Source organism: Microbacterium sp. cx-59, from assembly GCF_020805625.1.
Classification (GTDB): Bacteria; Actinomycetota; Actinomycetes; order Actinomycetales; family Microbacteriaceae; genus Microbacterium.
Genome location: NZ_JAJHGO010000010.1, coordinates 1 through 26,436, shown reverse-complemented (window position 1 = coordinate 26,436; position 26,436 = coordinate 1). Strand labels below are relative to the sequence as shown.

Annotated in this window: 23 protein-coding genes; 10 read left to right on the top strand and 13 right to left on the bottom strand. The window is 70.8% G+C overall.

Features of this window, described 5'->3' with window-relative positions:
- Positions 1-4: 4 nt before the first annotated feature.
- Positions 5-1,291, bottom strand: coding sequence for a ParA family protein (locus LMI96_RS14885; protein ID WP_228362051.1), 1,287 nt, complete (start codon positions 1,289-1,291; stop codon positions 5-7).
- Entirely contained in the window at positions 1,288-1,917 is a 630-nt protein-coding gene (locus tag LMI96_RS14880; RefSeq protein WP_228362050.1) for an SAF domain-containing protein, read from the bottom strand. The genes LMI96_RS14885 and LMI96_RS14880 overlap by 4 nt, the downstream gene beginning before the upstream one ends.
- 98 nt (positions 1,918-2,015) lie before the next feature.
- Here LMI96_RS14880 and LMI96_RS14875 point away from each other — a divergent pair, with 98 nt between their 5' ends.
- A complete protein-coding gene (locus tag LMI96_RS14875) occupies positions 2,016-2,297 on the top strand; it encodes an excisionase family DNA-binding protein (protein WP_223723548.1) in 282 nt (93 codons plus the stop codon).
- Between the two features lie 56 nt (positions 2,298-2,353).
- On the opposite strand, the gene LMI96_RS14870 is transcribed toward LMI96_RS14875, so the two are convergent.
- Positions 2,354-2,956, bottom strand: a complete 603-nt coding sequence (locus LMI96_RS14870; RefSeq protein WP_228362049.1) for a hypothetical protein — start codon at positions 2,954-2,956, stop codon at positions 2,354-2,356.
- Positions 2,957-3,136: 180 nt separating this feature from the next.
- Here LMI96_RS14870 and LMI96_RS14865 point away from each other — a divergent pair, with 180 nt between their 5' ends.
- On the top strand, positions 3,137-3,523 hold the full coding sequence (locus tag LMI96_RS14865; protein ID WP_223723571.1) for an Rv3235 family protein: 387 nt from the start codon (positions 3,137-3,139) through the stop codon (positions 3,521-3,523).
- A 67-nt stretch (positions 3,524-3,590) separates the two neighbouring features.
- Here LMI96_RS14865 and LMI96_RS14860 read toward each other — a convergent pair whose 3' ends face one another.
- Together LMI96_RS14860 and secA are read right to left on the bottom strand one after the other, a co-directional pair.
- Entirely contained in the window at positions 3,591-4,817 is a 1,227-nt protein-coding gene (locus LMI96_RS14860) for a pyridoxal phosphate-dependent aminotransferase (RefSeq protein WP_308015780.1), read from the bottom strand.
- A 195-nt stretch (positions 4,818-5,012) separates the two neighbouring features.
- Positions 5,013-7,808, bottom strand: coding sequence for a preprotein translocase subunit SecA (gene secA, locus LMI96_RS14855; RefSeq protein WP_228362048.1), 2,796 nt, complete (start codon positions 7,806-7,808; stop codon positions 5,013-5,015).
- A gap of 194 nt (positions 7,809-8,002) precedes the next feature.
- Here secA and LMI96_RS14850 point away from each other — a divergent pair, with 194 nt between their 5' ends.
- Positions 8,003-8,584, top strand: a complete 582-nt coding sequence (locus LMI96_RS14850) for a PadR family transcriptional regulator (RefSeq protein WP_223723551.1) — start codon at positions 8,003-8,005, stop codon at positions 8,582-8,584.
- A gap of 38 nt (positions 8,585-8,622) precedes the next feature.
- Positions 8,623-9,948 carry a hypothetical protein gene (locus LMI96_RS14845; protein ID WP_228362047.1) on the top strand — a complete coding sequence of 442 codons (1,326 nt, stop codon included), beginning with the start codon at positions 8,623-8,625 and terminating at the stop codon, positions 9,946-9,948.
- An 82-nt stretch (positions 9,949-10,030) separates the two neighbouring features.
- On the opposite strand, the gene hpf is transcribed toward LMI96_RS14845, so the two are convergent.
- The 5 genes from hpf to mtrA all read right to left on the bottom strand — a co-directional run bounded on the left by hpf (position 10,031) and on the right by mtrA (position 15,575).
- Entirely contained in the window at positions 10,031-10,690 is a 660-nt protein-coding gene (gene hpf, locus LMI96_RS14840; RefSeq protein ID WP_223723553.1) for a ribosome hibernation-promoting factor, HPF/YfiA family, read from the bottom strand.
- Positions 10,691-10,777: 87 nt separating this feature from the next.
- Positions 10,778-11,446: a ComF family protein gene (locus LMI96_RS16375; protein ID WP_228362046.1), complete on the bottom strand. Its 669-nt coding sequence runs from the start codon at positions 11,444-11,446 to the stop codon at positions 10,778-10,780.
- Between the two features lie 94 nt (positions 11,447-11,540).
- The gene (locus tag LMI96_RS14830) at positions 11,541-13,211 is read right to left on the bottom strand and encodes an LpqB family beta-propeller domain-containing protein (RefSeq protein ID WP_228362045.1); all 1,671 of its coding nucleotides are present in this window, start codon (positions 13,209-13,211) and stop codon (positions 11,541-11,543) included.
- Positions 13,208-14,893: an MtrAB system histidine kinase MtrB gene (gene mtrB / locus LMI96_RS14825; protein ID WP_228362044.1), complete on the bottom strand. Its 1,686-nt coding sequence runs from the start codon at positions 14,891-14,893 to the stop codon at positions 13,208-13,210. Before mtrB ends, LMI96_RS14830 begins: the two co-directional genes overlap by 4 nt.
- Position 14,894: 1 nt before the next feature.
- Complete coding sequence (mtrA, locus tag LMI96_RS14820; RefSeq protein ID WP_223723557.1) at positions 14,895-15,575, bottom strand: MtrAB system response regulator MtrA; 681 nt, start codon at positions 15,573-15,575, stop codon at positions 14,895-14,897.
- 159 nt (positions 15,576-15,734) lie between these two features.
- Between mtrA and LMI96_RS16225 the strand changes: the two genes are divergently transcribed.
- The 5 genes from LMI96_RS16225 to LMI96_RS14795 are packed head-to-tail and all read left to right on the top strand — an operon-like array spanning position 15,735 to position 21,150.
- Complete coding sequence (locus LMI96_RS16225) at positions 15,735-17,051, top strand: glycerophosphoryl diester phosphodiesterase membrane domain-containing protein (RefSeq protein WP_308015779.1); 1,317 nt, start codon at positions 15,735-15,737, stop codon at positions 17,049-17,051.
- Positions 17,048-17,695 (top strand): DUF4129 domain-containing protein, encoded by a 648-nt coding sequence (locus LMI96_RS16370; protein ID WP_228362043.1) that lies wholly within the window; start codon positions 17,048-17,050, stop codon positions 17,693-17,695. Before LMI96_RS16225 ends, LMI96_RS16370 begins: the two co-directional genes overlap by 4 nt.
- A complete protein-coding gene (locus LMI96_RS14805) occupies positions 17,692-18,870 on the top strand; it encodes a DUF4350 domain-containing protein (protein ID WP_228362042.1) in 1,179 nt (392 codons plus the stop codon). Before LMI96_RS16370 ends, LMI96_RS14805 begins: the two co-directional genes overlap by 4 nt.
- Positions 18,867-19,832, top strand: coding sequence for a MoxR family ATPase (locus tag LMI96_RS14800; protein WP_228362041.1), 966 nt, complete (start codon positions 18,867-18,869; stop codon positions 19,830-19,832). The genes LMI96_RS14805 and LMI96_RS14800 overlap by 4 nt, the downstream gene beginning before the upstream one ends.
- Before the next feature lies 1 nt (position 19,833).
- Positions 19,834-21,150, top strand: a complete 1,317-nt coding sequence (locus tag LMI96_RS14795; RefSeq protein WP_228362040.1) for a DUF58 domain-containing protein — start codon at positions 19,834-19,836, stop codon at positions 21,148-21,150.
- 108 nt (positions 21,151-21,258) lie between these two features.
- Here the strand turns inward: LMI96_RS14795 and katG are convergent, their stop codons facing one another.
- The 3 genes from katG to LMI96_RS14780 form a co-directional block, all read right to left on the bottom strand.
- The gene (gene katG, locus LMI96_RS14790) at positions 21,259-23,610 is read right to left on the bottom strand and encodes a catalase/peroxidase HPI (RefSeq protein ID WP_228362039.1); all 2,352 of its coding nucleotides are present in this window, start codon (positions 23,608-23,610) and stop codon (positions 21,259-21,261) included.
- On the bottom strand, positions 23,607-24,074 hold the full coding sequence (locus LMI96_RS14785) for a Fur family transcriptional regulator (protein ID WP_223723563.1): 468 nt from the start codon (positions 24,072-24,074) through the stop codon (positions 23,607-23,609). The genes katG and LMI96_RS14785 overlap by 4 nt, the downstream gene beginning before the upstream one ends.
- Before the next feature lie 66 nt (positions 24,075-24,140).
- Complete coding sequence (locus LMI96_RS14780) at positions 24,141-25,136, bottom strand: stage II sporulation protein M (RefSeq protein WP_228362038.1); 996 nt, start codon at positions 25,134-25,136, stop codon at positions 24,141-24,143.
- A 16-nt stretch (positions 25,137-25,152) separates the two neighbouring features.
- On the opposite strand from LMI96_RS14780, the gene LMI96_RS14775 reads away from it, so the two are divergent.
- Complete coding sequence (locus tag LMI96_RS14775; protein ID WP_223723565.1) at positions 25,153-25,959, top strand: RDD family protein; 807 nt, start codon at positions 25,153-25,155, stop codon at positions 25,957-25,959.
- The last annotated feature ends 477 nt before the right edge of the window (positions 25,960-26,436 follow it).

Genomic DNA, 26,436 nt, shown 5'->3' with positions numbered 1-26,436 from the left:
CAGCCTAGACGTCGACCAGCGCCCCTCGCGGCGCCCGACGGGGCGCCGAACGCCGCCGCGCACGTCGGGAGAGATCGGCGGATGCCGGTGCGGGCGGCACGAGCTCGGCACCCACCATGCGCCGGACCGCGGCGACGAGAGTCGAGCGCGGTGCGACCTCGGCGACCGGGCGCGCGGCGAGCATGGCCGCATCCATCCCCCGCCGATCTTCGGGCACGAACCAGAGGTCGCGGATGTCGGCGTAACGGTCGAGCGTGCGCCGGATCTGCCCCCGCGCGTCCACCCCCACCGTGCCCCCACGGAGCCGGTTCACGACGACCGACACGGGCGTCGTGCCGGCGAGCGCTCGCAGATCGGGATACGCGCGGAGGAAACGCGCGACGCCGACCGGATCGGCCGAGAGCACGGCCACGATGTGGTCAGCGGACGCGACCGCGGCGAGAGTCGCCGCGTTCCGCCTCGGTCCGTCGACGATGTCGCTGACGATCTCCTCGTCCTGCTCCAGACTCGCGGCCACGTCGACGACCGTGTGATCGGCCCATCCGGCGCACGCCGCCAAGGCTCGCGAGACGCGCACGGCGCTGAGCTCCGGCCAGCGCGAGGGCCGGTTGATCCCGGCGAACACGTCGACGTCCACTCCGCCCAGCGGCACGCTGATGCGATGGAGTTCGACGTCGTCGAGCGTGCCGCGCTCGGCCTGACGACACGCGACCGGAAAGCCGGGTCCCTCATCCGGAAGCCCCAGCGTCATGGCGACAGCCGGTGCGTGCGAGTCGGCGTCGACGAGCGCGACGTGCCGCCCGCCGCGCGCGAGTTCGGTGGCCAGAGCGATCGCGAGCGTCGTCCGCCCCGGCGACCCGTGCGGCCCCCACACGACGATCGTCCGCGGTGCGGGCGCCGGAGCGAGCTCGGGCGCCGGGGGCTGAGCGGCCAGCACCGCACGCGCGATGTCGCGAGGGCTCCACACGCTCGGCACGGGCGCCGCCAACCCGAACGCCGCGGCGAGACGCGCGGCAGCACTGTCGTCGCCGACCGGAACGAGTCGGATGCCCTGGCGATCCGCGAAAGCCACGGCATCCGAGGTGAGGATGCCGGCGATCGCCGGCAGCACGACAGCGGTCGCGCCGTCGAAGGCTGCCGCAGCGGCCGCATCCGGTGCCGCTGCGCAGGAGATCGTCGCGGCCACGTGCTCGGGTGCGACACGGGCGATCTCGGCAACGCCCTCGGCCGCCAGTTCGGGGGCGATCGCCGCGGCGAGGGCCTCCTCGAGGACCAGGACGACGCGGGTCACGGGGCCCCTCCGACACTCGGCACGACCGAGAGCGACGCCTCGCCGGAGATGGCCGCCAGCACGTCCGCGACGTCCTCGCGCGGGATGACGAGTTCGACGGATGCCGCACCGCCGCCCATCATCGAGTCGTCCCGGGTGACCTCCGTCACGGTCGCATCCGCGACGAGGATGCGAGGTTCTTCACGGACCCCCTCCGCGTCGAACGGCGCGGACCACACTTCGACGACCGCGCCGGTCGCGACGGATGCCGGCACCTCCGTCGCGCTGCGCACCACCACCGTTGTCGTCGCCGCGACGTCCGCCGCGCCGAGCGCTTCGGCCGGAACGAGTTCTCCGGCGTGGATGGTGCGGGTGGCAACCGTGTCGAGCGTCAGCTGCGTCGGCGCGAGATAGATCTCCTCGAGCGAGCCCAGAGCCACGTCGACGACTCGGAGATCACCCGCCGTGATGGCCTCCCCCGGGGTGATGGTCCGGGCGGCGGCGAACACCGGGGTGGTCTGGCGGGCGGCGGCGACCACGAGCCACACTCCGACGATCGAGGCGATCACGAGGGCCGCTCCGATCACGAATCGGGCGTCGGCCCACAGGGCACGCGGTCGCTGCCGCGGCGGGTCCTGAGCTGTCATGGCGTCCATGGTCGTCCAGGAGCGGGTACGGCGTCGGATGTTATCCACAGCCGCTCTTCGCGGGCGGGTGTGTCGGTGGGTGGTCCCATAATGAACACATGCCCGATTCCTCCCCGACCGAGGGGCGTCTTCTTCCCCCCGCGTCCGTCGCGGAGGCGCTTTCCGTGTCGGTCGACGAGGTCGTGGCTCTCATCATGGACGGCCGGCTGCGCGGATTGCGCGTCGGATCAGGGCGTCAGTGGCGGGTCGAAGAGGCGAGCGTCGCCGAGTATCTCGACGACGAGGCCGAAGAGGCCCGGCGGATGGCGCTGTGGCGCCAGTCGAGCACCGCGAGTTTTCCGGAGCTGTGGGGTCGAGGCCGCGTCCGCAACCCGGACTGACGACGCCCGTCGACCTGAGAATCCTCCCGGAGGAACGGCGCGGAGATCTGCGGCCCTCAGAGCCGCTCGAGGTTGTCGACGCGCACCCATGACACGGCGCTGAACGGCACGAGCCGGTGCCCGTTGACCGCATCCGCCCGGCGCGGCGACCCCGGATCGTGAAGGGCGAGATCCAGGTGATCGGCCCCGGCCCGGTCGATGGTTCCGGTCAGCGCGCGTCCGCCCGTCGTCGTCACCGTCACGGGCGTCCGGCGCCGCACGAGATCGCGGAGCACGAACCCGAGGGTCATCCGTTCGGTGAGTGATGCGCGCTCCGACGCGCGCGGCCGCGCGCTGCGCAGGAGATCGGCATGACCGAGCCCGATCGCGGCGATCGACGCGAGCGGGATGACGCCGGAGCGGTCGCCCGCCGTCTCGACGCCGACCCAGTCCGCTCCCACGACGCTGACGCGCGCCGTGATCGAGAGATCGCCGAGCAGGTCCCAGGCGAGGGTGGGCGCTTCCGCATCCGCGCCGCGACCGAGTTCGGTGAGGCGTTCGCGCAGCGCGACACGCGACAGCCGCAGCCGTTCGGCCTCGGTGTCCAGGACCGCTCGCTCCGCCTCCCACTCGGCGTCGAACTGGTCCTGCAGGTCTTCGAAGAAACGATCCCAGCGCACGCCGTGAGATTAGACCGATCCGGTGGCCCGGATGAGAAGTTTTCCACAATAGGCCGGAGCCCTGGAGGCGGCTCTGAGGTGCGTGGTCTACTGAACCCGTTCAGGATCCCCCACCCAGTGAGGCTCACCATGGCACACACGTCGACGCAAGCGCAGCGCGCTTCCCGTGCGGACGGACGGATGTACTCCGGCGATTTCTTCGCGCCGCAGCCGACGTCGGCCGCCGATCTTCCCGACCCGGTCCCGCTCGTCCGCAACCTCACGAACGGTGTGCTGGAAGCGCTCGCGGGGGTCCGCGACATCGACCAGTTCGGACGCTGGCTGACGGAAGACGCCTACCGTGCGCTGCTCACTCGGGTGAACCTCGCGACCCGCGCGCGGAGCGCCCGCGGCGTCGCCGCCGTCCGCCCGGTGCACACGATTCTGAGCGTCCACCACTCCGCGCCCGCGGACGGCGTCGTCGAGGCTGTCGCGATCGTGGCCGGCCCCGCGCGCACCCGGGCGATCGCCATCCGCCTCGAAGGCATCGACCGCCGCTGGCGCGCGACGTCGCTCGCACTGCTGTAAGCGCGACGCCGTCCGCCTCGGAGCGCGAGCCTTCGCGGGCGCACCCGCGGCGCCGCCGACCGCCGGTCTACTGGCGGTACGACGACAGGAAGTTCCCCAACCGCTCGATCGCCTCGGAGATGACGCGCGCCTCCGGGAGCGTGACGATCCGCAGGTGGTCGGGCGTCGGCCAGTTGAACCCCGAGCCCGGCACCAGCAGGATGTGCTCCGCCACCAGCAGGTCGTGCACGAGCTTCGCGTCGTCGCGGATCTCATGTACCTCCGGGTCGAGCCGGGGGAACGCGTAGAGGGCGCCGCGCGGCTTCACGCACGACACACCCGGGATCGCTTCGAGTCCCTCCCACGCACTATCGCGCTGTTCGTGGAGGCGTCCGGCCGGCCCGATGAGCGCGTCGATCGACTGCACGCCCGACAGCGCCGCCTGCACGGCGTGCTGCGCGGGGACGTTCGGACACAGGCGCGTCGACGCGAGCAGGTTGATCCCCTCGAGGAACCCGCGCGCGTGCGACTTCGGTCCTGTGATCACGAGCCAGCCCGAGCGGTACCCCGCGACGCGATAGGTCTTGGACAGACCGTTGAACGTCAGGCACAGCAGATCGGGGGCGAGGGTCGCGAGCGGGATGTGCGTCGCGTCGTCGAAGAGGATGCGGTCGTAGATCTCGTCCGCGAGCAGCAGCAGCGAGTTCTCCCGCGCGATCTGCACGATCTGCTGCAGGACCTCACGGCTGTAGACCGCGCCGGTCGGGTTGTTGGGATTGATGACGACGATCGCCTTGGTCTTGGGCGTCACCTTGGATCGGATGTCTTCGATGTCGGGCTGCCAGTCGTTCTGCTCGTCGCAGACGTAGTGCACCGGGGTGCCCCCGCCGAGGCTCGTCATCGCCGTCCAGAGCGGATAGTCGGGCGAGGGGATCAGCACCTCGTCGCCCTCGTCGAGGAGGGCCTGCATCGTCATCGTGATGAGCTCGGACACGCCGTTGCCGAGGTAGACGTCCTCGGGCGTGAACGCCGGGAACCCGGGCTCCTGCTCGTACCGGTAGACGACCGCGCGACGCGCAGACAGAATGCCCTTGCTGTCGCTGTACCCGTGCGCCGACGGGATCGCCGCGATCATGTCGCGCACGATCTGATAAGGCGCCTCGAACCCGAAGGTCGCCGGGTTGCCGGTGTTCAGCTTGAGGATGGTGTGTCCGCGGGCTTCGAGCCGATCGGCCTCGGCCAGGGCCTCGCCGCGGATCTCGTACAAGACGTTCTTCAGCTTGGCGGACTGGTCGAGGTGGCGCAGCGAACTCATCCGATCAGGATAGTCCCGCCACCGGCATGCCAATCGGCCACCGCTGGCCCCCGCATCCGCCGCCCCGCACAGCCCGCGAGACGCACCGCACCGGCCGCGAGACGGGATCTGGCCGCCGAGACAGTGGGGTTACCCCACGGTCTCGGCGCGAAGATCCCGTCTCGCGGTCGAGGACGCCCCGGAAGGAGCGGGCGGCTACTTCTTCTTGGCGCGGCGGTCGGCGCGGTTCTGGGGGGCGGATGCGGGCGCCGCGGGAGCGTCGGTCTTCTGCCCGAACGCACCACGGGCAGCGGGCTCTGCGGCGCGCTGCGGCACCACGGGAGCCGCGGCCTGACGTGCACGACCGGTCGCGGCCTTCTGCACCTGGCCGCGTTCGTTCCGCACCTCGGCCTCGCCATCCTCGGACGGCGCCGTGTACTCCAGGCGCTGCGCCTCGACGGACGGGGCCACGAGACCCTTGGCCTCGACCTCGGTGTGCTCACCGTCGGCGCGGCGCACCTCGACCTCGAGGTTGAAGAGGAAGCCGACCGACTCCTCCTTGATCTGCCCCATCATCGTCTGGAACATCTCGTAGCCCTCGCGCTGATACTCGATCAGCGGATCGCGCTGCGCCATGGCGCGCAGGCCGATGCCGTCCTTGAGGTAGTCCATCTCGTACAGGTGGTCGCGCCAGCGGCGGTCGAGCACCTGCAGCACCACGCGGCGCTCAAGTTCGCGCATCGCGGCCTCACCGAGCTGCTCCTCGCGCTTCTGGTAGGCGATCTTCGCGTCGCTCACGAGTTCGCGGATGAGGCCGGCCGAGGTGACCCGACCCTTCTCCCCCGCCTCGGCGACGACCTCGTCGATCGTGACCCCGACCGGGTACACCGTGCCGAGCTCGGTCCAGAGCGCGTCGAAGTCCCAGCTCTCGGTGTGTCCGCTGCCGGTGCGGTCGGCGACGATACCGCCGACGGCGTCTTCCACGAAGTGCGCGACCCGATCGGCGATGTCGTCGCCCTCGAGGATGTGCCGGCGGTCGGCGTAGATCGCCTCGCGCTGGCGGTTCAGCACGTCGTCGTACTTGAGCACGTTCTTACGCATCTCGGCGTTGCGCGACTCGACCTGCGACTGCGCGCTGCGGATCGCCCGCGACACCATGCCGGATTCGATCGCGACATCGTCGGGGAAGTTCGTGCGGGCGAGGATGGCTTCCGCGGCTCCCGACTGGAAGAGACGCATGAGGTCGTCGGTCAGCGACAGGTAGAAGCGGCTCTCACCGGGGTCTCCCTGTCGTCCCGAGCGACCGCGCAGCTGGTTGTCGATTCGGCGCGACTCGTGACGCTCGGTGCCGAGCACGTACAGGCCGCCGGCCTCGACGACCTTCGTCGCCTCTTCCGCCACCGTGTCGCGGGTGCCCTGGTACACCGTGTCCCAGGCCGCTTCGTACTCGTCCGGGGTTTCCTCCGGGTCGAGGCCCTTGGCCTTCATCTCCTGCACGGCGAGGAACTCCGCGTTCCCACCGAGCATGATGTCGGTACCGCGACCGGCCATGTTCGTGGCGACGGTCACCGCGCCCACGCGGCCCGCGCGGGCGACGATCTCGGCCTCACGGGCATGGTTCTTCGCGTTCAGGACCTCGTGCTTGATGCCCTTCTTCGCCAGCATCCGCGACAGGTACTCGCTCTTCTCGACGCTGACCGTGCCGACCAGCACGGGCTGGCCTTTTTCGTGGCGCCCGGCGATGTCTTCGACGACCTGCTCGAACTTGGCCTGCTCGTTCTTGTAGACCAGGTCGGGCTGATCCTTGCGGATCATGGGCTTGTTCGTCGGGATGGGCACGACGCCGAGCTTGTAGGTCGACATGAACTCCGCCGCCTCGGTCTCGGCGGTACCGGTCATGCCGGAGAGCTTCTCGTACAGACGGAAGTAGTTCTGCAGCGTCACCGTGGCGAGGGTCTGGTTCTCGGCCTTGACCGGAACGCCTTCCTTGGCCTCGATCGCCTGGTGGATGCCTTCGTTGTACCGGCGTCCGACCAGGATTCGGCCGGTGTGCTCGTCAACGATCATGACCTCGTCGTTCATGACGACGTAGTCCGCGTCGCGCTTGAAGAGTGCGAGCGCCTTGATCGAGTTGTTCAGGAACGAGATGAGCGGGGTGTTCGCCGACTCGTAGAGGTTGTCGATGCCGAGGTAGTCCTCGACCTTCTCGATACCGGGCTCGAGCACACCGATGGTGCGCTTCTTCTCGTCGACCTCGTAGTCCACGCCCGATTCGAGGGTGCGGGCGACCTTCGCGAACTCGGTGAACCAGCGGTTCGCCTCGCCGGAGGACGGGCCGGAGATGATGAGCGGGGTGCGGGACTCGTCGATCAGGATCGAGTCGACCTCATCGACGATCGCGAAGAAGTGGCCGCGCTGAACGAGGTCTTCCTTGCGCCACGCCATGTTGTCGCGCAGGTAGTCGAATCCGAACTCGTTGTTCGTGCCGTACGTGATGTCGGCTTCGTACTGCGCGCGACGGACCTCGGGCGTCTGCCCCGACACGATCGTGCCGGTCGTCATGCCGAGCGCGCGATAGACGCGACCCATGAGCTCGGCCTGGTAGCTCGCGAGGAAGTCGTTGACCGTGATGACGTGCACGCCCTGGCCGGCGATCGCGTTCAGGTAGGCCGCGAACGTCGCCGTCAGCGTCTTTCCTTCACCGGTCTTCATCTCGGCGATGTTGCCGAGGTGAAGGGCCGCACCACCCATGATCTGCACGTCGTACGGGCGCTGACCGAGCGTGCGCTTCGCGGCCTCGCGGATGGCGGCGAAGGCTTCGGGCATGAGCTGATCGAGCGTCTCGCCGGCGTCGTAGCGCGCACGGAGCTCTGCGGTCTCTCCGCGCAGCTCCTCATCGGTGAGGTGCGCGTACTCCTCCTCCAGCGCGTTGACGGCCTTCGCCACCTGCTGAAGCTTCCGGACGAGCCGGCCCTCGCCGGCGCGGAGCAGTCTCTCGAGAGGGTTGGCCACGGGGCATCTCCATCTGTCGGGTGGGCGCGGGCGGATGAACGCTCACGCGGGTCGTTCCCGGCAACCCGGGCACGCCGTCTCCCATGTTATCCGTCCGTGACCTACGAGAGCACTGGATGCGGTCGCCGCCGTCGCGCCGAGCCCTCCACCCCCGCATATACTCGGAAATGGAAAACTCCAGGACGGGACGTGGAATGTCGGTACGACGCAGCTTGCTCGCGATCCTCGACCAGGGCGCGTGCTACGGCTACCAGCTCCGCGCCGAGTTCGACCGGCGCACCGGCAGCGTCTGGCCCCTGAACGTCGGCCAGATCTACAACACGCTGGAGCGCCTCGAGCGCGACGGACTGGTCGTCAAGGGCGACACCGATGAGCACGGCCACGTCTATTACGAGATCACGGATGCCGGGCGCGCCGACGCTCGCGCGTGGTTCCAGGACACGGTGGAGCGGCCCGCGACCAGAGACGAGCTTTCCGTGAAGATCGCCCTGGCCGCCACGCTGCCCGGCGTCACGGCGAGCAGGGTAGTCGCCGCGGAGGAGACTGCGGCACGCGGTCGCGTCACCGCGCTCCGGGCGAACGACCCGAGCGGCGCCGACGACACCCCGGATCTCGCCGCCCTGATCGTGCACGAGCACCTTCTGGCCCAGGCCGAAGCGGAGGTCGTCTGGCTCGGGCGCGTCGCCGAGCGACTGGCGCAGCATCCGGAATCCGCCCGCACGGTGTCCCTGTCGGAGCGGCGTCCGAAGCGCGGCCGGCCGGCTCGAGTCGCCTGAACGGATCGCCCGCGCAGCAGCGCGCTTAGGATCGGTACATGGCGGGTTTCTGGGGTAAACGCAAGCGCGAACAGCAAGCGGAGATCGACGCGAAGGATGCGGATCTGGCCCGACGCGCCGAGCAGGCCCTGGTCTCGGCCGACGAGCGCATCCGTGCGACGACGGAGGAGCTGGCGTTCGCCGAGGCCGAACTCAGCCCGAAGTCGACGAAGGATCTGCGCGACGCCCTCACCGCTGTGCGCACGCACCTCGGCGAGGCGTTCCAGCTGCATCAGCTGAACCACGACGAGATCCCCGACACCCCCGAAGAGCTCCGCACCCGGAACGCCCGCATCGTGCAGTTGGCCGAATGGGCCGAAGACCTGCTCGATGACCGTACGACCGTGCTCGCCGACGCGATCGCCCGCATCCGCCGCGCTCCCGAGGTACTCGCGAGTGTGCGAGCGGATGCGGAACGGCTCCGCGAGCGCATTCCGAACGCGGCCGACGTCGTCGAACGGATGCGGGCCCGTTACGCCCAGTCCGCCGTGCACCAGATCGAGAACGCCCCGGCGGAGGCCGAGCAAGTGCTCTCGTTCGCCCTGCACAGCGCCGACGTTTCGACAAGGCGTCGCGACGCGGGGCGCGCCGAAGAGGCGAACATGGCGCTCGAGGCCGCGACCGAGTCGGTGCGCCGCGCCGAATCATTGCTCGACGGTGTGGAGGACTTCGAGATCGAGGCACTGCGGGCGGAGGCGACGCTCAGCGAGGTGGTGGTCGATTCCCGCGGCGATCTGGTCGAGGCACGCCGCATCGCCGGGAACCCCGAGATCACGGCGGCCATGCGCGATCTCGAGCAGGCGCTCGACGCCCTGACCCCTCCCGGCACCCTCGGCGACCCGTTCGCGGAGCTCTCGCAGTTGCGGACGGCGAACACCGCCCTCGACGCCGCCGTCGCGAAGGCGCGGAAGCGGGCCGAGCGCCCCCTTCCGAGCCCCGACCTCGTGCGGCACACGATCGACGACGCCGACCGGCAGATCGCGGTCGCGGGAAGCCTCATCAACGGACACCGCGGGTGGATCGGCGCCGACGCGCGCACGCGCCTCGCCGAAGCCGAGCGCGCCCGGGCCGACATCGACCGGCTCCCGGACGAAGAGGACTCCCTCGAGACCGCACTTCAGCTCTCCCGCCGCGCGGGTCAGCTGGCCAGCGAAGCGCTCCAGCTCGCCCAACGCGACATCGACCAGTCCCGTCCGCGCGACGACGGCTGGGGCGGAGGCGGCGGCTGGGGCGGAGGCGGCGGGCGAGGGATGGGCGGCGGCATGGGCGGCAGCATCCTCGGCGGCCTGGTCATCGGCAGCCTGCTCGGCGACATGTTCGACTGACCTGGTCGACTGATCCTCAGAGACAGAAGAAGGGACCCGCCGCACGGACGGGTCCCTTCTTCTGTCTCAACGCCTCACTGCGTCAGGACGCCACCTTCTCCGGGGCGGCCTGCGTTTCGAGCGAGATGACGCCGTAGTCCCAGCCCTTGCGCCGGTAGACGACGCTCGGCTGATCGGAACGCGCGTCGATGAAGAGGAAGAAGTCGTGACCGACGAGCTCCATCCGATCGACGGCATCTTCGACGGTCATCCATTCCGCGTCGAACTGCTTCGTGCGGATGACGACGGGCGAGTAGGCCTCTTCGTCTTCGGCGCCCGTGATGATGGGAACCTCGCCGGTGGCGACGGCTCGCAGGACGTCGACGGATGCGGGCTGCACGTCGATGCCCGCGATCTCACCGGTGCCCTTCTCGTAGTGCGCGCCGCGCGGATGGTTGCGCCCGTCGATGCGCTTCTCCTTCGCGCGACGGACCTGTTCGCTGAGCTTGTCGACGGCCAGGTCGAGGGCGGTGAACTTGTCGCCGTCGACAGCCTCGGCGCGTACCAGAGGACCCTTGCCGGTGAGCGTGAGCTCGACCGTCGAGTCCTCCATTCGGCCGTTGCGATAGGCGCGATGCGTGACTTTCACATCCAGACTCTGCGCGCGTGGCGCAATGTTCTCGATGCGAACGGATTTCTCCTCGACGACTGCGCGAAAGCGATCCGTAATCCCGACGCCCACGCCGACGATGTTGGTATCCATCCTTGACCTCCTTGTTCCGGTCCGCCCGGTCAAGGGCGGACCATCGTCGCCTTGTCCGTCCCAACCTAGCCCGCACGGTGTCGGGTGTCACGCATCGAACCGGCGCTTCGGAGTGGCGGCGACCGTCAGCGCTCCCCGAACGTCCGCGCCGGCCGCCGTCAACGCGCGCATCGCGTCCGCGAGCGTCGCTCCCGTCGTCACGACGTCGTCGACCACCACGACGCGCCGGCCCGATGCCGCCGGGGTCGAGACGAGGCTCCCCCGCACGTTCGACGCGCGTTCCTCGCGGCCGAGCGTGCGCTGGTCGGCCGTTCGCCGCGCGGGGCGGAGCGCGGAGAGGGCGGGCAGTCCGCTCCGGCGCGTCAGGAGCTCGACGACGCGGTACCCGCGGCGACGCATCGACGCCCGGGAGGTCGGCACGGGGACGAACACGAGATCCTCGCCGGGGAAGGCGGATGCGGCACGCATCGCCAGCGCGCGCCCGAACGGGCGTGCGAGCGCGGTGCGGCCGTCCTCCTTGAGCGCGCGCAGCATCCGCGCCGGCTCGTCGATGTAACGGAACGCGGAGTGCACGACGAGGCCGTCTCCGACCGACTGGACGAGGTCGGACGGACGCGCGAGGAGAACCGCGCAAGCGGGGCAGAGCGCGACGTCCGCCGCACCGCAGCCGGCGCACGAGACCGGAAGGACGAACGCGAGCGCGTCCGCGAAGGCTGCGCGCACTACGTCGGGCACGAGGGGAGAGAAGGACGACACGGGTCGACTCTGGCCCACCCGACCTTCGCCCGATCCCGGTTCGCGCGCGCGTTCGGACAATGGCCCGCCCTCACGCCCTGGGGAGGAAAGGAGGTCAGGGGCTCCCCTGCAGCACCGCCAGCACCGAGATTCCCGCGGCGGTCTGCACCCAGTTCGACGAGCGCCGCACGAACAGCGCCCCGTCGGCCGTTCGCAGTCGCACCGCGGACGGCGTGTTGACGCCCGAGATCTCCGCGGCACCCGCAGGTGCCTCGAACGTCGTCGTCAGACCACCGACGACCTGCTCCACGAACGTCACGTCGTCATCGGGGCCGGTCAGCGCCCCGACCGTCAGATCATCGAGCCACGCGACGTCACGACCGGTGCCGTCCAGATTCGCGAGGGTGATCTGATCGCCGATCGCAATCGGCACGCCATCCGCGTCGCGCGATATGCCCGCGACCACGAGCACCGTCCGCGACCCGAATCCGATGATGGCCGCCATCCGCGCGCCGTCCCGCGAGATCTGCAGGGAGTCGATGCGGCTCGCTCCGCTCCACGCGCCCTCCGGCTCGACGAGTTCGCCGCCGGGCGTGGTCGCGTGGAGATCGCTCGGGGACGCCGACGGCACGGTCCAGACGATGCCGAACGGGTCGATCGCCGGTGCGAGCAGGCCCTTCCGATCGTCGATCACGGAGCGCCGGCCGTCGTCGGAGATGCGGGATGCGGAACCGTCCGGCATCCGGACCGCGACCGAGCCCCGATCGCGCGCCAGTTCGATCGCCGACGGCGCGGCGGTGACGACGGCGGGCGACAGCGCAGGGATCGGCGTGAGATCTCCCGAGACGAGGAACCCGAAGCCGTCCTCGGAGAGCACGAGAGCTCGCTGGTCGACGGAGGTGTCTTCGGTCGCCACCCGGTCCGCGTCGAGCCGCGTGCCGTCCACGAGCATCTCGACTTGACTGACCTGAGCGCTCGCGAGGCTGCTCGCGAGCTGCGTCTGCATCCGGTCGAGCGTGGTCTGGTCGAGGGTCAGGGCCTGCTGGCTCAGCTGCGCCTGCGCGACGCCGCCGATCGCCGGCACGGAGGGCAGCAGGTCCACGGTCTCGGGGAACGCGGTCTTGACCGCATCCGCGAGCCACGCGGAGGGCGCACCGTTCACGAGCGCGTCCGCGATCCGCGTCGCCGCGTTGTAGGTCGGGAAGAACCGGGTGTCCGGAACGAGGAACTCCCACGTCGGGTCGAAGTACATGAGCGAGTACGACCGGAACACACTCCGGAAGAAGTCCTCGTCGAGCAGGATGCCGTTCGGGGCCGACGTGATGCGCCATTCGCCATCGGACTGCTGCGCGAGCGCGTACGACAGCGGCGCGGCGGTGCCGCCGTCGGACGGCGCATAGCTGCCGTGCTCGTCGACGGTGGCCCGGGGGGTCACCTGCAGATCGAGGGCCTCGTCGGAGATCGGGGTGTACACACGGTCGGACAGGACGTCCACGATGACGCCCGCCTCCGGCTCCCACGAGTCGCGGAAGTCCGGCGCGAGGAAGAGCCGCGCCGTGTCCCAGTCGTTCTGCGGTCCGGAGGCCGCCCGGACGAACCCTTCGACGATCTGCTGCGGACTGGCGCCTGCCTGCGGCGCGTCGGGGCGGAACGTGATGTCGGGGACCTCGGCCTGCGCTGTCTCCTGCGGCACCGGCTGGACGGGTCCGGTCGTCGGCAGCCCGGCGCATCCCGCGAGCACCAGAGCGATCACGACGGCAGACACGAGTGACACGGTGCGTCTCATCGCTTCTCCTCCCGGGCCCGCGCGTTCACGGAGACATCGATCGGCTGGGTCATCCCGAGGACATCGAGCGCGTCTTCGCCCGGATCGAGCGGGATGGGAGAGCGAACGTCCGCATCCAGGGTGCGTCGCGGCAGCGTCAGCACGAAGTTCGTCCCGCGCCCGGGAGAGGACCACACCGCGAGTGTGCCGCCGTGCAGGCGCGCGTCTCCCAGCGCGATCGACAGCCCGAGCCCCGTGCCGCCGATCGTGCGCTTGCGCGACGGATCGGCACGCCAGAACCGGTCGAACACCCGCTCCTGGTCCTCGGCCCGCATCCCGAGCCCGTAGTCGCGGACGCCCACGGCGACCGCATCCTGATCGCTGTCGACGGTGACGACGATCGGCCGCCCCTCCCCGTGCTCGATCGCGTTCCCGAGCAGGTTGCGGACGACCCGGCGCACCCGACGCGGGTCCATGTCGACCGGGGAGTATCCCCCGGGTGCGACGACCCGCACGTCGCTGCCGTGCTGTGCGGCGAGCTGATGCATCGACTCGACGACGTCTTCGGCGAGCGCGGCGAGGCTCGTCGCCTCGAGTTCGAGCTGTACGGACCCCGCGTCGTAGCGGCTGATCTCGAGCAGGTCTCCGAGCAGCACCTCGAAGCGCTGCACCTGGGCATGCAGCAGTTCGGCGGCGCGGGAGGAGACCGGGTCGAAATCGGTGCGGTGATCGTTCAGCACGTCGGCCGCGAGCCGGATGGTGGTCAGCGGCGTCCGCAGCTCGTGCGAGACGTCGGAGACGAAGCGTTGCTGCACGAGCGACAGCTCTGCGAGCTCGGCGATCTGAGTCTGGATGCTGTCGGCCATGGCGTTGAAGGAGCGGCCCAGCGTCGCGAGTTCGTCTTCGCCGTGCACGTCGAGCCGCACGTTCAGTCGCCCGGCGGCGAGCTCGGCGCTCGTCTGCGCCGCGTCCGCGATCGGCACGGTCACCGTGCGCAGCACGAACCAGGAGATCGCCGCAATGATGGCGATGAGCGCGAGCCCGACGATCCACAGCGTGCTCTGGACGAACAGCAGGGTCTGCTCTGCGGCGGAGAGGTCGTAGGCGATGTAGAGCTCGTACGCGTCGCCGTCCACATTGAGCTGCTGGCCCACGACGATCCCGGGCGACGTGTCGCCGGGCCCGTCGGGCAGAGAGATCGACTGCCACCACTGCGCGTTCGCGGTGCTCTGCACGCGCTCCCGGAGGGCGTCGCTGATCTGCGCATCCCAGTCCGCCCCGCCGAGGGTGAAGTCCTGCGGCGCGGTCGCGGACGGTGCGTCATCGATCCGGGTCGCCGCGACCCGCTGGGAGGCGGACTGCTGGACGAGCGTGGTGCGCACGCTGTCCATGACGCTCCGCACCTGCGCGCTGTCGCTCTGCACCGCCGAGTCGAGCGTCGCCTGGGCCGCGGCGGTGGCGCGGCGCGCGTCGCCGACGACCTGATCGCGACGGGACTGGAAGAGGTCGTTCTGGATGGCGAGCGCCATCCAGACGCAGGCGACCAGGATGGCGAGGGCGCTCAGCGCGATCGTCAGCACGAGCGTGCGGAACCGGAGCGAGCGTCGCCACAATCCCGACAGCGAGTCCGGCCAGGTTCGCCAGTTCCGCAGGAACCGGACCAGGGCCGTGCGGCGCCGCCGGCGCGGGGCCTGGACGGTCATCTCACACCACGGCGCCCGCGCGATACCCGACGCCGCGCACCGTGGTGACGATCTTCGGGTTGTCGGCGTCGAGCTCGACCTTCGCGCGCAGACGCTGCACGTGCACGTTCACGAGGCGCGTATCGGCCTTGTAGTGATAGCCCCACACCTGCTCGAGCAGCATCTCGCGGGAGAAGACCTGCTGCGGTTTCGAGGCGAGCGCGACCAGCAGTTCGAACTCGAGGGGCGTCAGCGCGATCGGCGCGTCGCCTCGGCGCACCTCGTGGGCGGCCACATCGACCGCGAGATCGCCGATGCGCAGCACCTCGGCCGATTCGGCCGGCGTCGGACGCAGCCGCGTGCGGATGCGGGCGACGAGCTCCTTCGGGTTGAACGGCTTGACGATGTAGTCGTCGGCGCCGGATTCGAGCCCGCGGACCACGTCGGCGGTGTCGGTGCGCGCGGTCAGCATGATGATCGGCACGCCGGACTCGCTGCGCAGGCGCGTGCAGATCTCGATCCCGTCCATCCCGGGAAGCATGAGATCGAGCAGAACCAGGTCGGGACGCTCGGTGCGGAACGCTTCGACGGCCTCCGCGCCGTCTGCGCAGAACACCGTCTCGAACCCCTCGGTGTCGAGGACGATGCCGATCATCTCGGCAAGGGCAACGTCGTCGTCGACCACGAGAATGCGTGAAGTCATGAAATCGCGTTCGTCCTTTGCCTGCGACACGACGACGGCCGGGCACCGCCGATGTCCCCCGTGCGCTCCCCACAGAGTAGTCCACGCCGCGCGCCGCGCTGCCGAGGGGCGACCGCCCGTGTGTCACGATAAGGGGACGCCGACCGCGAGGGAGACATCGTGACCGCCTACCCGTCATGGACGCCGGCAGCGAGAGCGGGCATCATCCCGCTGCATCCGCTCACGTTCGGCGCCATCCTCGGCCGCTCGTTCACCGCGCTCCGCCGGAACCCTCGGGTGCTGCTCGGATTCGCGCTCGGGATGCAGATGCTGGCGTACATCGTGCTGCTGGTGGCCGTCGGCGGCACCGCGTTCGCGTCGTTCTCGCGGCTTGACACCGTGCCCCTCGGCTCCGACGAGTACGACGCCCTCTTCGCGGGGTCGACGCTCATCACCGTCATCACCGGCGTCGTGCTGGGGATCGCCGCGACCGCGTTGACGGTCGTGGTGCAGGGCGTCGTGGTGGCCGAGGTCGCCCACGGCGTCGTCTCGGAGCAGCTCACCGTCGGGGCGCTCTGGCGACGCGTGCGCCCGGCGTTCTGGCGTCTGCTGGGCTATACGGTCCTCACGGTCGTCGCGATCATCATCGTGGTCGCCGTCCTCGTGATCGCCGTGGTGGCGCTTTCCACCGTCGCGCTCGCGGTCGGGATCGTGCTCGCGATCCTTCTCGTGATCGCCGCCGTCCCCCTCACGTTCTGGCTGACGACCAAGCTGTTCCTCGTTCCCGAGGTCATCGTTCTCGAGGGTGCCGGGATCTTCGCGGCGATCGGTCGCTCGTGGCAACTCACCCGCGGCCGGTTCTGGAAGACGCTCGGCATCTGGTTCGTCATCCAGGTCACCTTCAGCGTGATCGCTCAGGTCGTCAGCGTGCCGTTCTCGCTCCTCAGCGGGGTCTTCGGCACCGTGATCGCCCCCACCGGGGAACCCGAACCGACCGCGATCATCGCCTACCTTGGTTCGATGGGCCTCGCGCAGATCGTGACGCTGCTCATCCAGTCGGTGGCGCTCGTCGTCGGTGCCTCCGCCGGAACACTTCTGTACGTCGACGCGCGGATGCGGACCGAGGGCCTCGACCACGACCTGCAGTCCTACGTCGACCAGCGCCAGGCCGGGGCCGGCGTCGCCGACCCGTACCGCTGGCACGTCGGCCGCGCGGTCACCCCGGCACCCGTGCCGTCGCCGCAGGGGTACCCGGGGGCACCCCAGGGATACCCCGTCCCGCAGGGGTACCCGGTCCCGCAGGGATACCCGGTCCCGCAGGGATACCCGGCACCGCAGGGATACCCGGCACCCGAACCCGCGCCGGCACCGGCACCCGCACCAGAGCCGTCGGATCGCGGACAGGACACCCCGCCGCCGGCCCCGGCCCCGGCCCCGACCCCGACCCCGACCCCAACCGATTGGGCCGCCCCCGGCGGCTCGGGCTCGGCACGGTGATCGGCCCCCTCACCGGAGCCCCCCTCATCCCGGACGGCGACGAGGCGCGGCGCTGGGCCGAGCAGGAACTCAGCGATCCCTCGTACCTCGCTGCCCAACCGACCCCGATCGACCGCATCGCCCAGGCCGTCGGCGACGCGATCGCCCGCTTCTTCTCGCAGCCGTTGACCGGTTCGTGGGGACCCGTCGCGGCCGTCGTCGCCACGGTGATCGTGCTCGCCGTCGTGCTGGTCGCCTTCCTCGTGTGGGGGCGGCCGCGGTCGCGGGCCCGGATGCGGACGACCACACCGAGCGACCTGTTCGGCGACGCGGCCGGCCGATCCGCTCAGGACCTCCGCGCCGACGCCGCCCGATGGGCAGCATCCGGTGACTGGTCCGCCGCCGTGTCGGATGCGGTCCGGGCGCTCGCGCGCGGCCTCGACGAGCGCGGCATCGTCACGACTCCCCCGGGCGCGACCGTGCAGGCCTTCGCGCGCGCCGCCACCGCGAGCTTCCCGGATCGCGCGGCCGATCTCGCGCGCTGTGCGGCCGACTTCGACGACGTCCGATACCTCCGGCGGCCGGGCAGCCGGGAGACCTACGATCGGGTGCGCGCCCTCGACGACCGGCTCGCCCGTGCGCGCGCGACGGTGGACGCGCGATGACGTCCGCGCCCGCCCGCGCGGCGACCGCTCTCCCGGAGCGCAGTGGGCGTCGTCGACGCGTCGGGGGCTGGATCGTGATCGCCCTCGTGCTCGTGCTGGTCGGCTCCCTCGGTGCGGTGATCTCCGGGGGCATCCAGTGGTCCGAACGCGGCGCGTTCGACCCGGAGTCCGCGGGCCCGGGCGGCACCCGCGCCGTCGCCCGCCTGCTCGCCGAGAACGGTATCGACGTGCAGATCGTCCGCGATCGGGCCGCGGCGGAGGATGCCCTCCGCGCCGGCAGCGCCACCCTGGTGCTGCCCGACTCACCGCTCCTCTCCGACGACGCGTTCACCCACCTCGCGAGCGCCGCGACGGATGTCGTCGTCGCCGAGCCCCGGGCGCGCAGCATCCGGGTGCTGTTCGAGGGCCGCCTCGACGGATTCGGCGAGACGACGCCGGTCGCCCCGGGGTGCGGTCTCGCCGAGGCCGAACGCGCGGGCCCGGTCGTGATCGGTGCGACGTTCGCCTCGGACACGGCGACCGGGTGCTATCCCGTCGGCGACGGCTTCGGCCTGCTCGCGGTGTCGCGCGGAGACGGACGGGCGGTAGCGATCGACGGCACGGCGCTCTTCACCAATGCGACCCTCGCGAGCGACGGCAATGCGGCACTCGCGCTCAACCTGCTCGGCGCCCGCGACCGGGTCGTGTGGTTCGTCCCGAGCCTCGCCGACAGCGACGGCGCCGCCGGAACGCTCGGCGAACTCACTCCGGGCTGGGTGAGTCCCGCGATCGTTCTGCTGCTCACCGCCGCCCTCGCGGCCATCATCTGGCGCGGGCGACGGTTCGGACCTCTCGTCCGCGAGCGCCTCCCGGTGACCGTGCGCGGTTCGGAGACCACCCGCGGGCGGGCGCGCCTCTACGCCCGCTCCCGTGACGTCCCGCACGCCGCCGACGCGATCCGTCAGGCGACCGTCGCGCGTCTCGCGCGGCTGACCGGGCTCGCCGCATCCTCCTCCGCCGTCTCGGTATCGGATGCCGTCGCCGCGCGCCTCGACCGCGATCCCCGCGAGGTGCGGGCACTGCTCGTCGACGACGTCCCGCGCACCGACCGCGACCTCGTCGCACTCACTCACCATCTCCACGACCTCGAAGCCGCGCTGTCCGCGGCGCTCCGGCCCGGAAAGGACCCCCGATGAGCGACATCACCCCCGACCACAACGCGCTGCGCGCCGCGATGCACGACGTGCGCACCGAGGTCGGCAAGGCCGTCGTCGGTCAGGACGGCGCGATCACGGGACTGCTGGTCGCCCTCCTCGCCCGCGGCCACGTGCTGCTCGAGGGCGTTCCCGGCGTCGCGAAGACCCTGCTCGTGCGATCGTTCAGCCGCGCCCTCGGCCTCGACACGCACCGGGTGCAGTTCACGCCCGATCTGATGCCGGGTGATGTGACCGGATCGCTCATCTACAACGCTCGCGACGGAGAGTTCGACTTCCGCGAGGGACCGGTGTTCACGAACGTGCTGCTGGCCGACGAGATCAACCGCACGCCGCCGAAGACCCAGTCCTCTCTCCTGGAGGCGATGGAGGAGCGTCAGGTTTCGGCCGACGGTGTGACCCGCCCGCTCCCCGACCCGTTCCTGGTCGCCGCGACGCAGAACCCCATCGAGCACGAAGGCACCTACGAGCTCCCCGAGGCGCAGCTGGACCGGTTCCTGCTGAAGCTCCTGATCGACGTACCGGAACGCGATGCTGAGATCGACGTCCTGCGCCGGCATGCCGCCGGGTTCTCGCCGCGCGAGCTCGAAGGCCTGGTGCCGGTCGTCGACGCGGAACGCATCCGTGCCGCACAGCGCGCGGCCGCATCCGTCGGCGTCTCCGACGATCTGCTCGGCTACATCGTCGACCTCGCCCGCGCCACGCGCGAATCGCCCTCCATCCAGCTCGGGGCGAGCCCGCGCGCCGCGACCGCGCTGCTCGCCACCGCGAAGGCCTGGGCCTGGCTCGGCGGGTACCCCGCGATCACCCCCGATCACGTGCAGACCATGCTCGCGCCCACCTGGCGCCACCGGCTGCGGCTCCGACCGGAGGCCGAGTTCGAGGGGGTCACGGTCGATGCGGTGATCGCCTCGGTCGTTCAGCAGACGCGCGTTCCGCTCTGACGTGTACATCACCGGTCGTCTCGCTCTCCTCGTCGCGGCGGGCATCGTGCCCGTCGTGCTGTTCGGCGCGGCCCTCGATCCGTGGATCGTCGCGGGCGGCTGGATCCTCCTCAGCGCGGCGGTCGCCGTCGCCGACGCGCTCCTCGCCGCATCCCCGCGCGCGCTCCGGGTCGCACGCGAGATCCCCGCGCGTGCGCGTCGCGATGAGGCCGTCCGCACCGAAGTGATCCTCCGCAACACCGGAACGCGCCGGATCCACGGACGGATGCGGGATGCCTGGCAGCCGACCGCCGGCGCCCCTCTCGGGCGGATCCGCATCGACATCCCGGGCGGCGAGTCACGTCGCATCACGGTGCCGCTGCATCCGCGTCGCCGGGGCCAACTGGTCTCGGAATTCGTCGTCGTCCGCTCCGGCGGGCCGTTCGGCGTGGCCGGACGCCAAGCGAGCATCGGCGCCCGCGGAGCGCTGCGCGTGCTGCCGCCGTTCCGCTCGCGCCGCCACCTGCCCTCACGTCTGGCCCGCCTGCGCGAGCTCGACGGCTCCACGAGCGTGCAACTACGCGGCCGGGGAACCGAGTTCGACAGCCTGCGCGAGTACGTGCGCGGCGACGACGTGCGCTCGATCGACTGGCGCGCCACCGCACGTGCGGGCACGACGATGCTCCGCACCTGGCGTCCCGAGCGCGACCGGCACATCGTGATCGTGATCGACACCGGACGCACGTCGGCGACGCGGGTGGGCGACGGCGTGCGGCTGGATGCGGCCATGGAGGCGACGCTGCTGCTGTCGGCTCTCGCCGCCCGCGCCGGCGACCACGTGCATCTCGTCATGATGGACCGGGTGACGCGCGCCCGAGTAAGCGGGGTGGACGGGAACGCCCTCGTTCCCGCTCTCGTCGACGCGATGGCGGCGGTGGACCCGCAGCTGATCGACACGGACTGGTCGAGCGTCGCGGCCCTCGTCCGGCGGCTGCCCGTGCGCCCGGCGCTCGTCGTGCTGCTGACGGCCCAGGACGACCCCGCCGCATCCCGCGCCTTCCTCGCCGCGCTTCCGTCGTGGACCGCGCGCTCCCGCGTGCTGGTGGGCGCCGCGACCGACCACGACACCTCCGCAGGCGCCGCCGACGCCGCCGAAGGGCTGATCGACGCGGAGTCCGCATATCTCGAGGCCGCCCGGGCGCGGGCCGGCTCGGATGCGGCGCGGGTGGCGGATGCTGTCGCCCGCGCGGGCGCGGTATCGCTCGCCGCCGATGCGGAGTCGCTGCCTCCGCTCATCGCCGACCACTACCTGGCGCTCAAGCTGCGCGGACTCCTCTGACCCCGTCCGGATCTCGTTGCCCGCGGGCGTGCCCGCCATCCGGCGGAGCCCCCGACGCACGAGGGCCCACCCCGCGGATGCGGAGCGGGCCCGGAGGGCGTGCGGAGATCAGACCAGGTCGAACCGGTCGAGCTCCGTGACCTTCGTCCACGCGGCGACGAAGTCCCGCACGAACTTCTCCTTCGCGTCATCGCTCGCGTAGACCTCCGCGAGCGCGCGCAGTTCGGAGTTCGAGCCGAAGAGCAGGTCGACGCGGGTTCCCACACCGACCGGCGCCCCCGAGCCGTCCTTCGCTCCGGCGAACGCGTGCGAACCCGGGTCGAGCGGCTTCCAGGTGGTGCCGAGATCGAGCAGCGTGACGAAGAAATCGTTCGTCAGCACGCCCGCACGGTCCGTGAAGACGCCGTAGGCCGAGCCGTCCCAGTTCGCCCCCAGCACGCGCAGCCCGCCGACGAGCACCGTCATCTCCGGCGCACTGAGCGTCAGAAGATTGGCCTTGTCGATCAGGTGGTGCTCCTGCGGGAGGGTCGCGTTCGGGCCATAGTAGTTGCGGAATCCGTCGGCGGCCGGCTCGAGGAACGAGAACGACACCTCGTCGGTCTGCTCCTGCGTCGCGTCGGTGCGTCCCGGGTGGAACGGCACCTCGACCTCGTAACCCGCATCCGCCGCCGCCTTCTCGACCGCGGCGTTACCGGCGAGCACCAGCAGATCAGCGAGCGAGACGGTCTTGCCGTCGGTGCGCCCCTCGGCGAACGATGTCTGGATCTTCTCAAGCTCGGCGAGCACCTGCGCGAGCTGCGCGGGGCTGTTGACCTGCCAGTCCTTCTGCGGAGCGAGCCGGATGCGGGCGCCGTTGACGCCGCCGCGCTTGTCGCTGCCACGGAAGGTCGAGGCCGCGGCCCACGTCGTCGAGACGAGCTGCGAAACGGTGAGACCGGAACGCAGGATCTGCTCCTTGAGCGCCGCCGCATCCGCCCCGTCGATCAGCACCGCGGGGGCCGCGGGCACCGGGTCCTGCCAGAGCAGTTCCTCCTGCGGAACCTCGGGGCCGAGGTAGCGGTCGATCGGACCCATGTCGCGGTGGGTCAACTTGAACCACGCGCGGGCGAAGGCATCGCCGAATGCGACCGGGTCGTCCTTGAAGCGGCGTGACACCCGGTCGTAGTCGGGGTCGACGCGCAGCGCCAGGTCGCTCGTCAGCATGCGGGGCTCGCGGCGCCCCGACGAGTGCGCGAGCGGCACCATGTCGGCGCCTGCACCGTTGATCGGTCGCCACTGGTGACCGCCGCCGGGGCTGCGCATGAGCTCCCACTCGTACGCGTAGAGAATGTGGAAGAACTCGTTGTCCCAGCGGGTCGGGTGGTAGGTCCAGGTGACCTCGAGGCCCGACGTGATCGTGTCGTCGCCCTTGCCGGTACCGAAATTGTTCTTCCAGCCGAGACCCTGCATCTCGAGGCCGGCCGCCTCCGGGTTGTCCTCGATGTTCGTGTCGGGCGCCGCGCCGTGGGTCTTGCCGAACGTGTGACCGCCCGCGATCAGCGCGACGGTCTCTTCGTCGTTCATGCCCATGCGACCGAACGTCTCCCGGATGTCGCGCGCCGAGGCGAGCGGGTCGGGGTTGCCGTTGGGGCCTTCGGGGTTGACGTAGATGAGGCCCATCTGCACGGCCGCGAGCGGCTTCTCGAGTTCCCGATCGCCGGAGTACCGCTCGTCGGCGAGCCAGGTGGTCTCGGGGCCCCAGTACACGTCGTCATCCGGTTCCCAGACGTCCGGGCGACCGCCGCCGAAGCCGAAGGTCGCAAAGCCCATGGACTCCAGCGCGACGTTGCCGGCGAGGATCATGAGATCGGCCCACGACAGGTTCTGGCCGTACTTCTTCTTCACGGGCCAGAGCAGGCGACGTGCCTTGTCGAGGCTCACATTGTCGGGCCAACTGTTGAGCGGTGCAAACCGCTGCATCCCGGCTCCGGCGCCGCCACGGCCGTCGGTGACGCGGTAGGTGCCGGCGCTGTGCCACGCCATCCGGATCATGAACGGGCCGTAGTGGCCGAAGTCGGCGGGCCACCAGTCCTGCGAGTCGGTCATGACCGACTCGATGTCCTGCTTTACCGCGGCGAGGTCGAGGCGCGAGAACGCCGCCTTGTAGTCGAAGTCCTCGCCGAGCGGGTTGGACACCGCCGGGTTCTTCGCGAGGATCTTGAGGTTCAGCTGGTTGGGCCACCACACGCGGTTCGCCGAACCCGCGGTCGGATGCGGCTGCGCGCCGGTCCAGGCGGGCGCCGCGGGTCGCTGGCCCTCGCCGTGGATGACGGGGCAGGAGCCGGCCGCATCCTCGTTGGAACGGGGACGATCCTCACCGTCGAACCGCTCGTCGACGGGGGTGTCGATGTCGGTGACGGACTGGTCGGTGCCGGTCGGGGTGTCGCCGATCTGCGGCACGGTACCTTCGTTGTCGGTCATGAGTGTCCTTCCGTTGACAGGTGGTTTTCGCCGGAGGCCGGGTCTGCGCAGTCCGCGCAAAGCCCCCAGAACGTCACTTCGGCGGTGTGGATGCGGTAGCCGTGGGTGTTCGCCGGCTGGAGGCAGGGCGCCTCGCCGACGACGCAGTCCACGTCCTCGACCCGTCCGCAGCTCGTGCAGACCAGGTGGTGGTGATTGTCATCGACGCGCATCTCGTACAGGCCCGGGTGTCCGGCCGGCTCGATGCGTCGCGCGAGCCCCGCGTCGACGAAATCGCCGAGGGCGTTGTACACGGATTGCAGGCTGATCGCCGGCACGTCGGCGCGGACCCGGGAATGCACCTCGTCGACGCGGGCGTGCGCCATCCCGCGGAGCGCGTCGTACACGCCTCGCCGGGTGTCGGTCACACGCAATCCGGCACCGCGGATCGCGGTATCGGCCGGGGAGAGCGGTGCGGGGGTCATCAGGCCCAATCTAGCCTAGTTTTGATCTGTTCAAAAGAAGGCGGGTCGATCGCCGGGCGGAAGAAATCAGCCCGCGACGAGCTCCGGAGCGCCGGTCTCGTCCTCGGTGAGGTCGCCGGTCTCCCCCCGCTGCACGGCGCGGCGACCGATCACGAGCATGTAGAAGAGGAAGACCGCCAGGGCGAGGGCGCCGAGTCCGAGCTTGATCGGCCACGGCCAGGGCTGCGGCGTCACGAAGCCCTCGACGATCCCCGACAGTCCGAGCGCGAACACGAGCCCGATCGCCACCGTGACGAGGGAGCGCCCCGCGGCCGCAAGCGCCTCCCCCCGCGAACGCGGCCCCGGAGCGACCCATGCCCAGAAGATCTGCAACCCCGCGGCGGCAGCCACGAAGATGCAGGTCAGCTCGAGCAGACCGTGCGGAAGGATGAACGCGAAGAACACGTCGAGCCGGTCGTACGACGCCATCACCGCGGCGGACGTGCCGAGTCCGACCGCATTCTGCGCGACGACATAGACGGGCCACACCCCGGAGATGCCGAACAGCACGCACTGGGCCGCGATCCAGGCATTGTTCGTCCACACCGTTCCTGCGAAGACGGCGGCCGGATTCTCGGAGTAATAGGCCGTGAACTGGTCCTGGGCGTACGACGCGAGCTGCGCGTCCGACCCGAGCGAGGCGACGAGAGCCGGATCACTCGCGATCCACGTCGCCACCAGGGTCGCGATCAGAAGGAACCCGACGGTGACGCCGAGCGTCGCCCCACGCACCCGGTAGAGCGCCGCGGGCAGCTGCAGGACGAAGAATCTCGGGATGCGGCGAAGGACGTTCTCCGATGCGCCGGTCAGCCGCAGCCTGGCACGGGCGAGGATGAGCGAGAGGTGATCGGCCTGCGGACTCCGACCGGCCGTGGTCTTCACATCGGCGAGATCGGCGGATGCGGCCCGGTACCGCGTGACGAGCTCGTCGACGTCCGCGCCGGCGAGGCGGCGGGTGCGGGTGAGCTCGTCGAGGCGCTCCCACTCGGCACGGTGCGCGGCCGTCAGGGCGTCGAGGTCCATGTGTTTCACTGTACCCATGGCCTCCCCCGTGACCGTGGTCGATATCGCCCAGGACGAGGTATTGACCGGCGAAGCGGTGGCGCTCGACATCCAGCCGACCGGGTTCTTCCTCCGTGCGCTGGGCGCACTGATCGACATCGTGCTCGCGGTCCTCGTGTACGTGCTCTTCATCCTCGTGATGCTCTGGGCCGGCGGGTCCGGCCTCGATCCCGCCCTCGCGCCGATCCTGTCGATCGCCATGCTCGTGGTCGTGGCCGTCGTCATCCCCACCGTCGTCGAGACCGCCACGCACGGACGAAGCCTCGGCAAGTTGGCCGTGGGCGGCCGCATCGTCCGCGCCGACGGCGGTGCCGCCGGTTTCCGGCAGGCCTTCATCCGCGCTCTCGTGGGCGTTCTGGAGATCTGGATGACGTTCGGGGCGGTCGCCGCGGTGACCGGCATCTTCACCCCTCGCGCGCAGCGCCTCGGGGACCTGCTGGCGGGCACCTACAGCCAGCGCACCCGGTCCCCGCGACTGCCCGAGATCGCTCCGGTCGTTCCGCCCGCGCTGGCGGCTTGGGCGACAGTGGCAGATGTCGCCCCGCTCCCCGAGCGGCTCGCCCGCCGGCTCAGCCAGTTCGTCCGCCAGGCGGAGGATCTGCAGCCGGCCGCCCGGGCGCGGCTCGCCCGCGACCTGGCTGCCGCGGTGTCCGCATCCGTCTCCCCCGTTCCCGAGGTCGATCCGGAGCTGTTCGTCCGCGCGGTGGTCGCCGTGCGATTCTCACGCGAACTCGCCGCCGTGCGCCTGCGCGACGCCCGCGCCGCCACGCTCCTCCGGGACTGACGCCCGCCCGCGCGCCGGCGCGGCGGACGGCCGCGGGTCCGCCGCGCCGCGGGTCCGCCGCTTCTTCGGCCGTCGATGGCTCGTCAGTCGTCGGAACGAACGTCGCTGGGCCGCCTCATCCGCCCCATCCGTGCGCATCTGCACCACCGGTCCGACGACTCACGCCGATTCGACGCACGGACGCACCCCCACGCACAGCACTTCCCCGCCCTCGCCGATCCAGCCCACTTGTGCCGGGACGCCGTCGATGGCTCGTCAGTCGTCGGAACAAACGTCGCCGGGCCGCCTCATCCGCCCCACCCGTGCACATCTGCCCCACCGGTCCGACGACTCACGACCTACAGCCGTCGAAACACGGCGCCGGCCCACCGCAGGCGGGCACGGCCGCCAGAAACCCGCGGCCGGCAGACACCGCCCTCCCCGGCCGGGCAAAGCCCGCACCGCAACCCGCCACACATGCCGCCGGGCCCCCCCCCC

Coding starts and splice junctions, on each gene's coding strand:
- LMI96_RS14875 (WP_223723548.1), top strand. CDS start 2,016: ATGCCCGATTCCTCCCCGACCGAGGGGCGTCTTCTTCCCCCCGCGTCC.
- mtrB (WP_228362044.1), bottom strand. CDS start 14,893: ATGACCGTCCAGGCCCCGCGCCGGCGGCGCCGCACGGCCCTGGTCCGG.
- LMI96_RS14850 (WP_223723551.1), top strand. CDS start 8,003: ATGTCGGTACGACGCAGCTTGCTCGCGATCCTCGACCAGGGCGCGTGC.
- katG (WP_228362039.1), bottom strand. CDS start 23,610: ATGACCGACAACGAAGGTACCGTGCCGCAGATCGGCGACACCCCGACC.
- LMI96_RS14805 (WP_228362042.1), top strand. CDS start 17,692: ATGACGTCCGCGCCCGCCCGCGCGGCGACCGCTCTCCCGGAGCGCAGT.
- mtrA (WP_223723557.1), bottom strand. CDS start 15,575: ATGACTTCACGCATTCTCGTGGTCGACGACGACGTTGCCCTTGCCGAG.
- LMI96_RS14860 (WP_308015780.1), bottom strand. CDS start 4,817: ATGAGTTCGCTGCGCCACCTCGACCAGTCCGCCAAGCTGAAGAACGTC.
- LMI96_RS14785 (WP_223723563.1), bottom strand. CDS start 24,074: ATGACCCCCGCACCGCTCTCCCCGGCCGATACCGCGATCCGCGGTGCC.
- LMI96_RS14775 (WP_223723565.1), top strand. CDS start 25,153: ATGGCCTCCCCCGTGACCGTGGTCGATATCGCCCAGGACGAGGTATTG.
- LMI96_RS14845 (WP_228362047.1), top strand. CDS start 8,623: ATGGCGGGTTTCTGGGGTAAACGCAAGCGCGAACAGCAAGCGGAGATC.
- LMI96_RS14865 (WP_223723571.1), top strand. CDS start 3,137: ATGTACTCCGGCGATTTCTTCGCGCCGCAGCCGACGTCGGCCGCCGAT.
- LMI96_RS14800 (WP_228362041.1), top strand. CDS start 18,867: ATGAGCGACATCACCCCCGACCACAACGCGCTGCGCGCCGCGATGCAC.
- LMI96_RS14830 (WP_228362045.1), bottom strand. CDS start 13,211: ATGAGACGCACCGTGTCACTCGTGTCTGCCGTCGTGATCGCTCTGGTG.
- LMI96_RS14780 (WP_228362038.1), bottom strand. CDS start 25,136: ATGGACCTCGACGCCCTGACGGCCGCGCACCGTGCCGAGTGGGAGCGC.
- LMI96_RS14880 (WP_228362050.1), bottom strand. CDS start 1,917: ATGACAGCTCAGGACCCGCCGCGGCAGCGACCGCGTGCCCTGTGGGCC.
- hpf (WP_223723553.1), bottom strand. CDS start 10,690: ATGGATACCAACATCGTCGGCGTGGGCGTCGGGATTACGGATCGCTTT.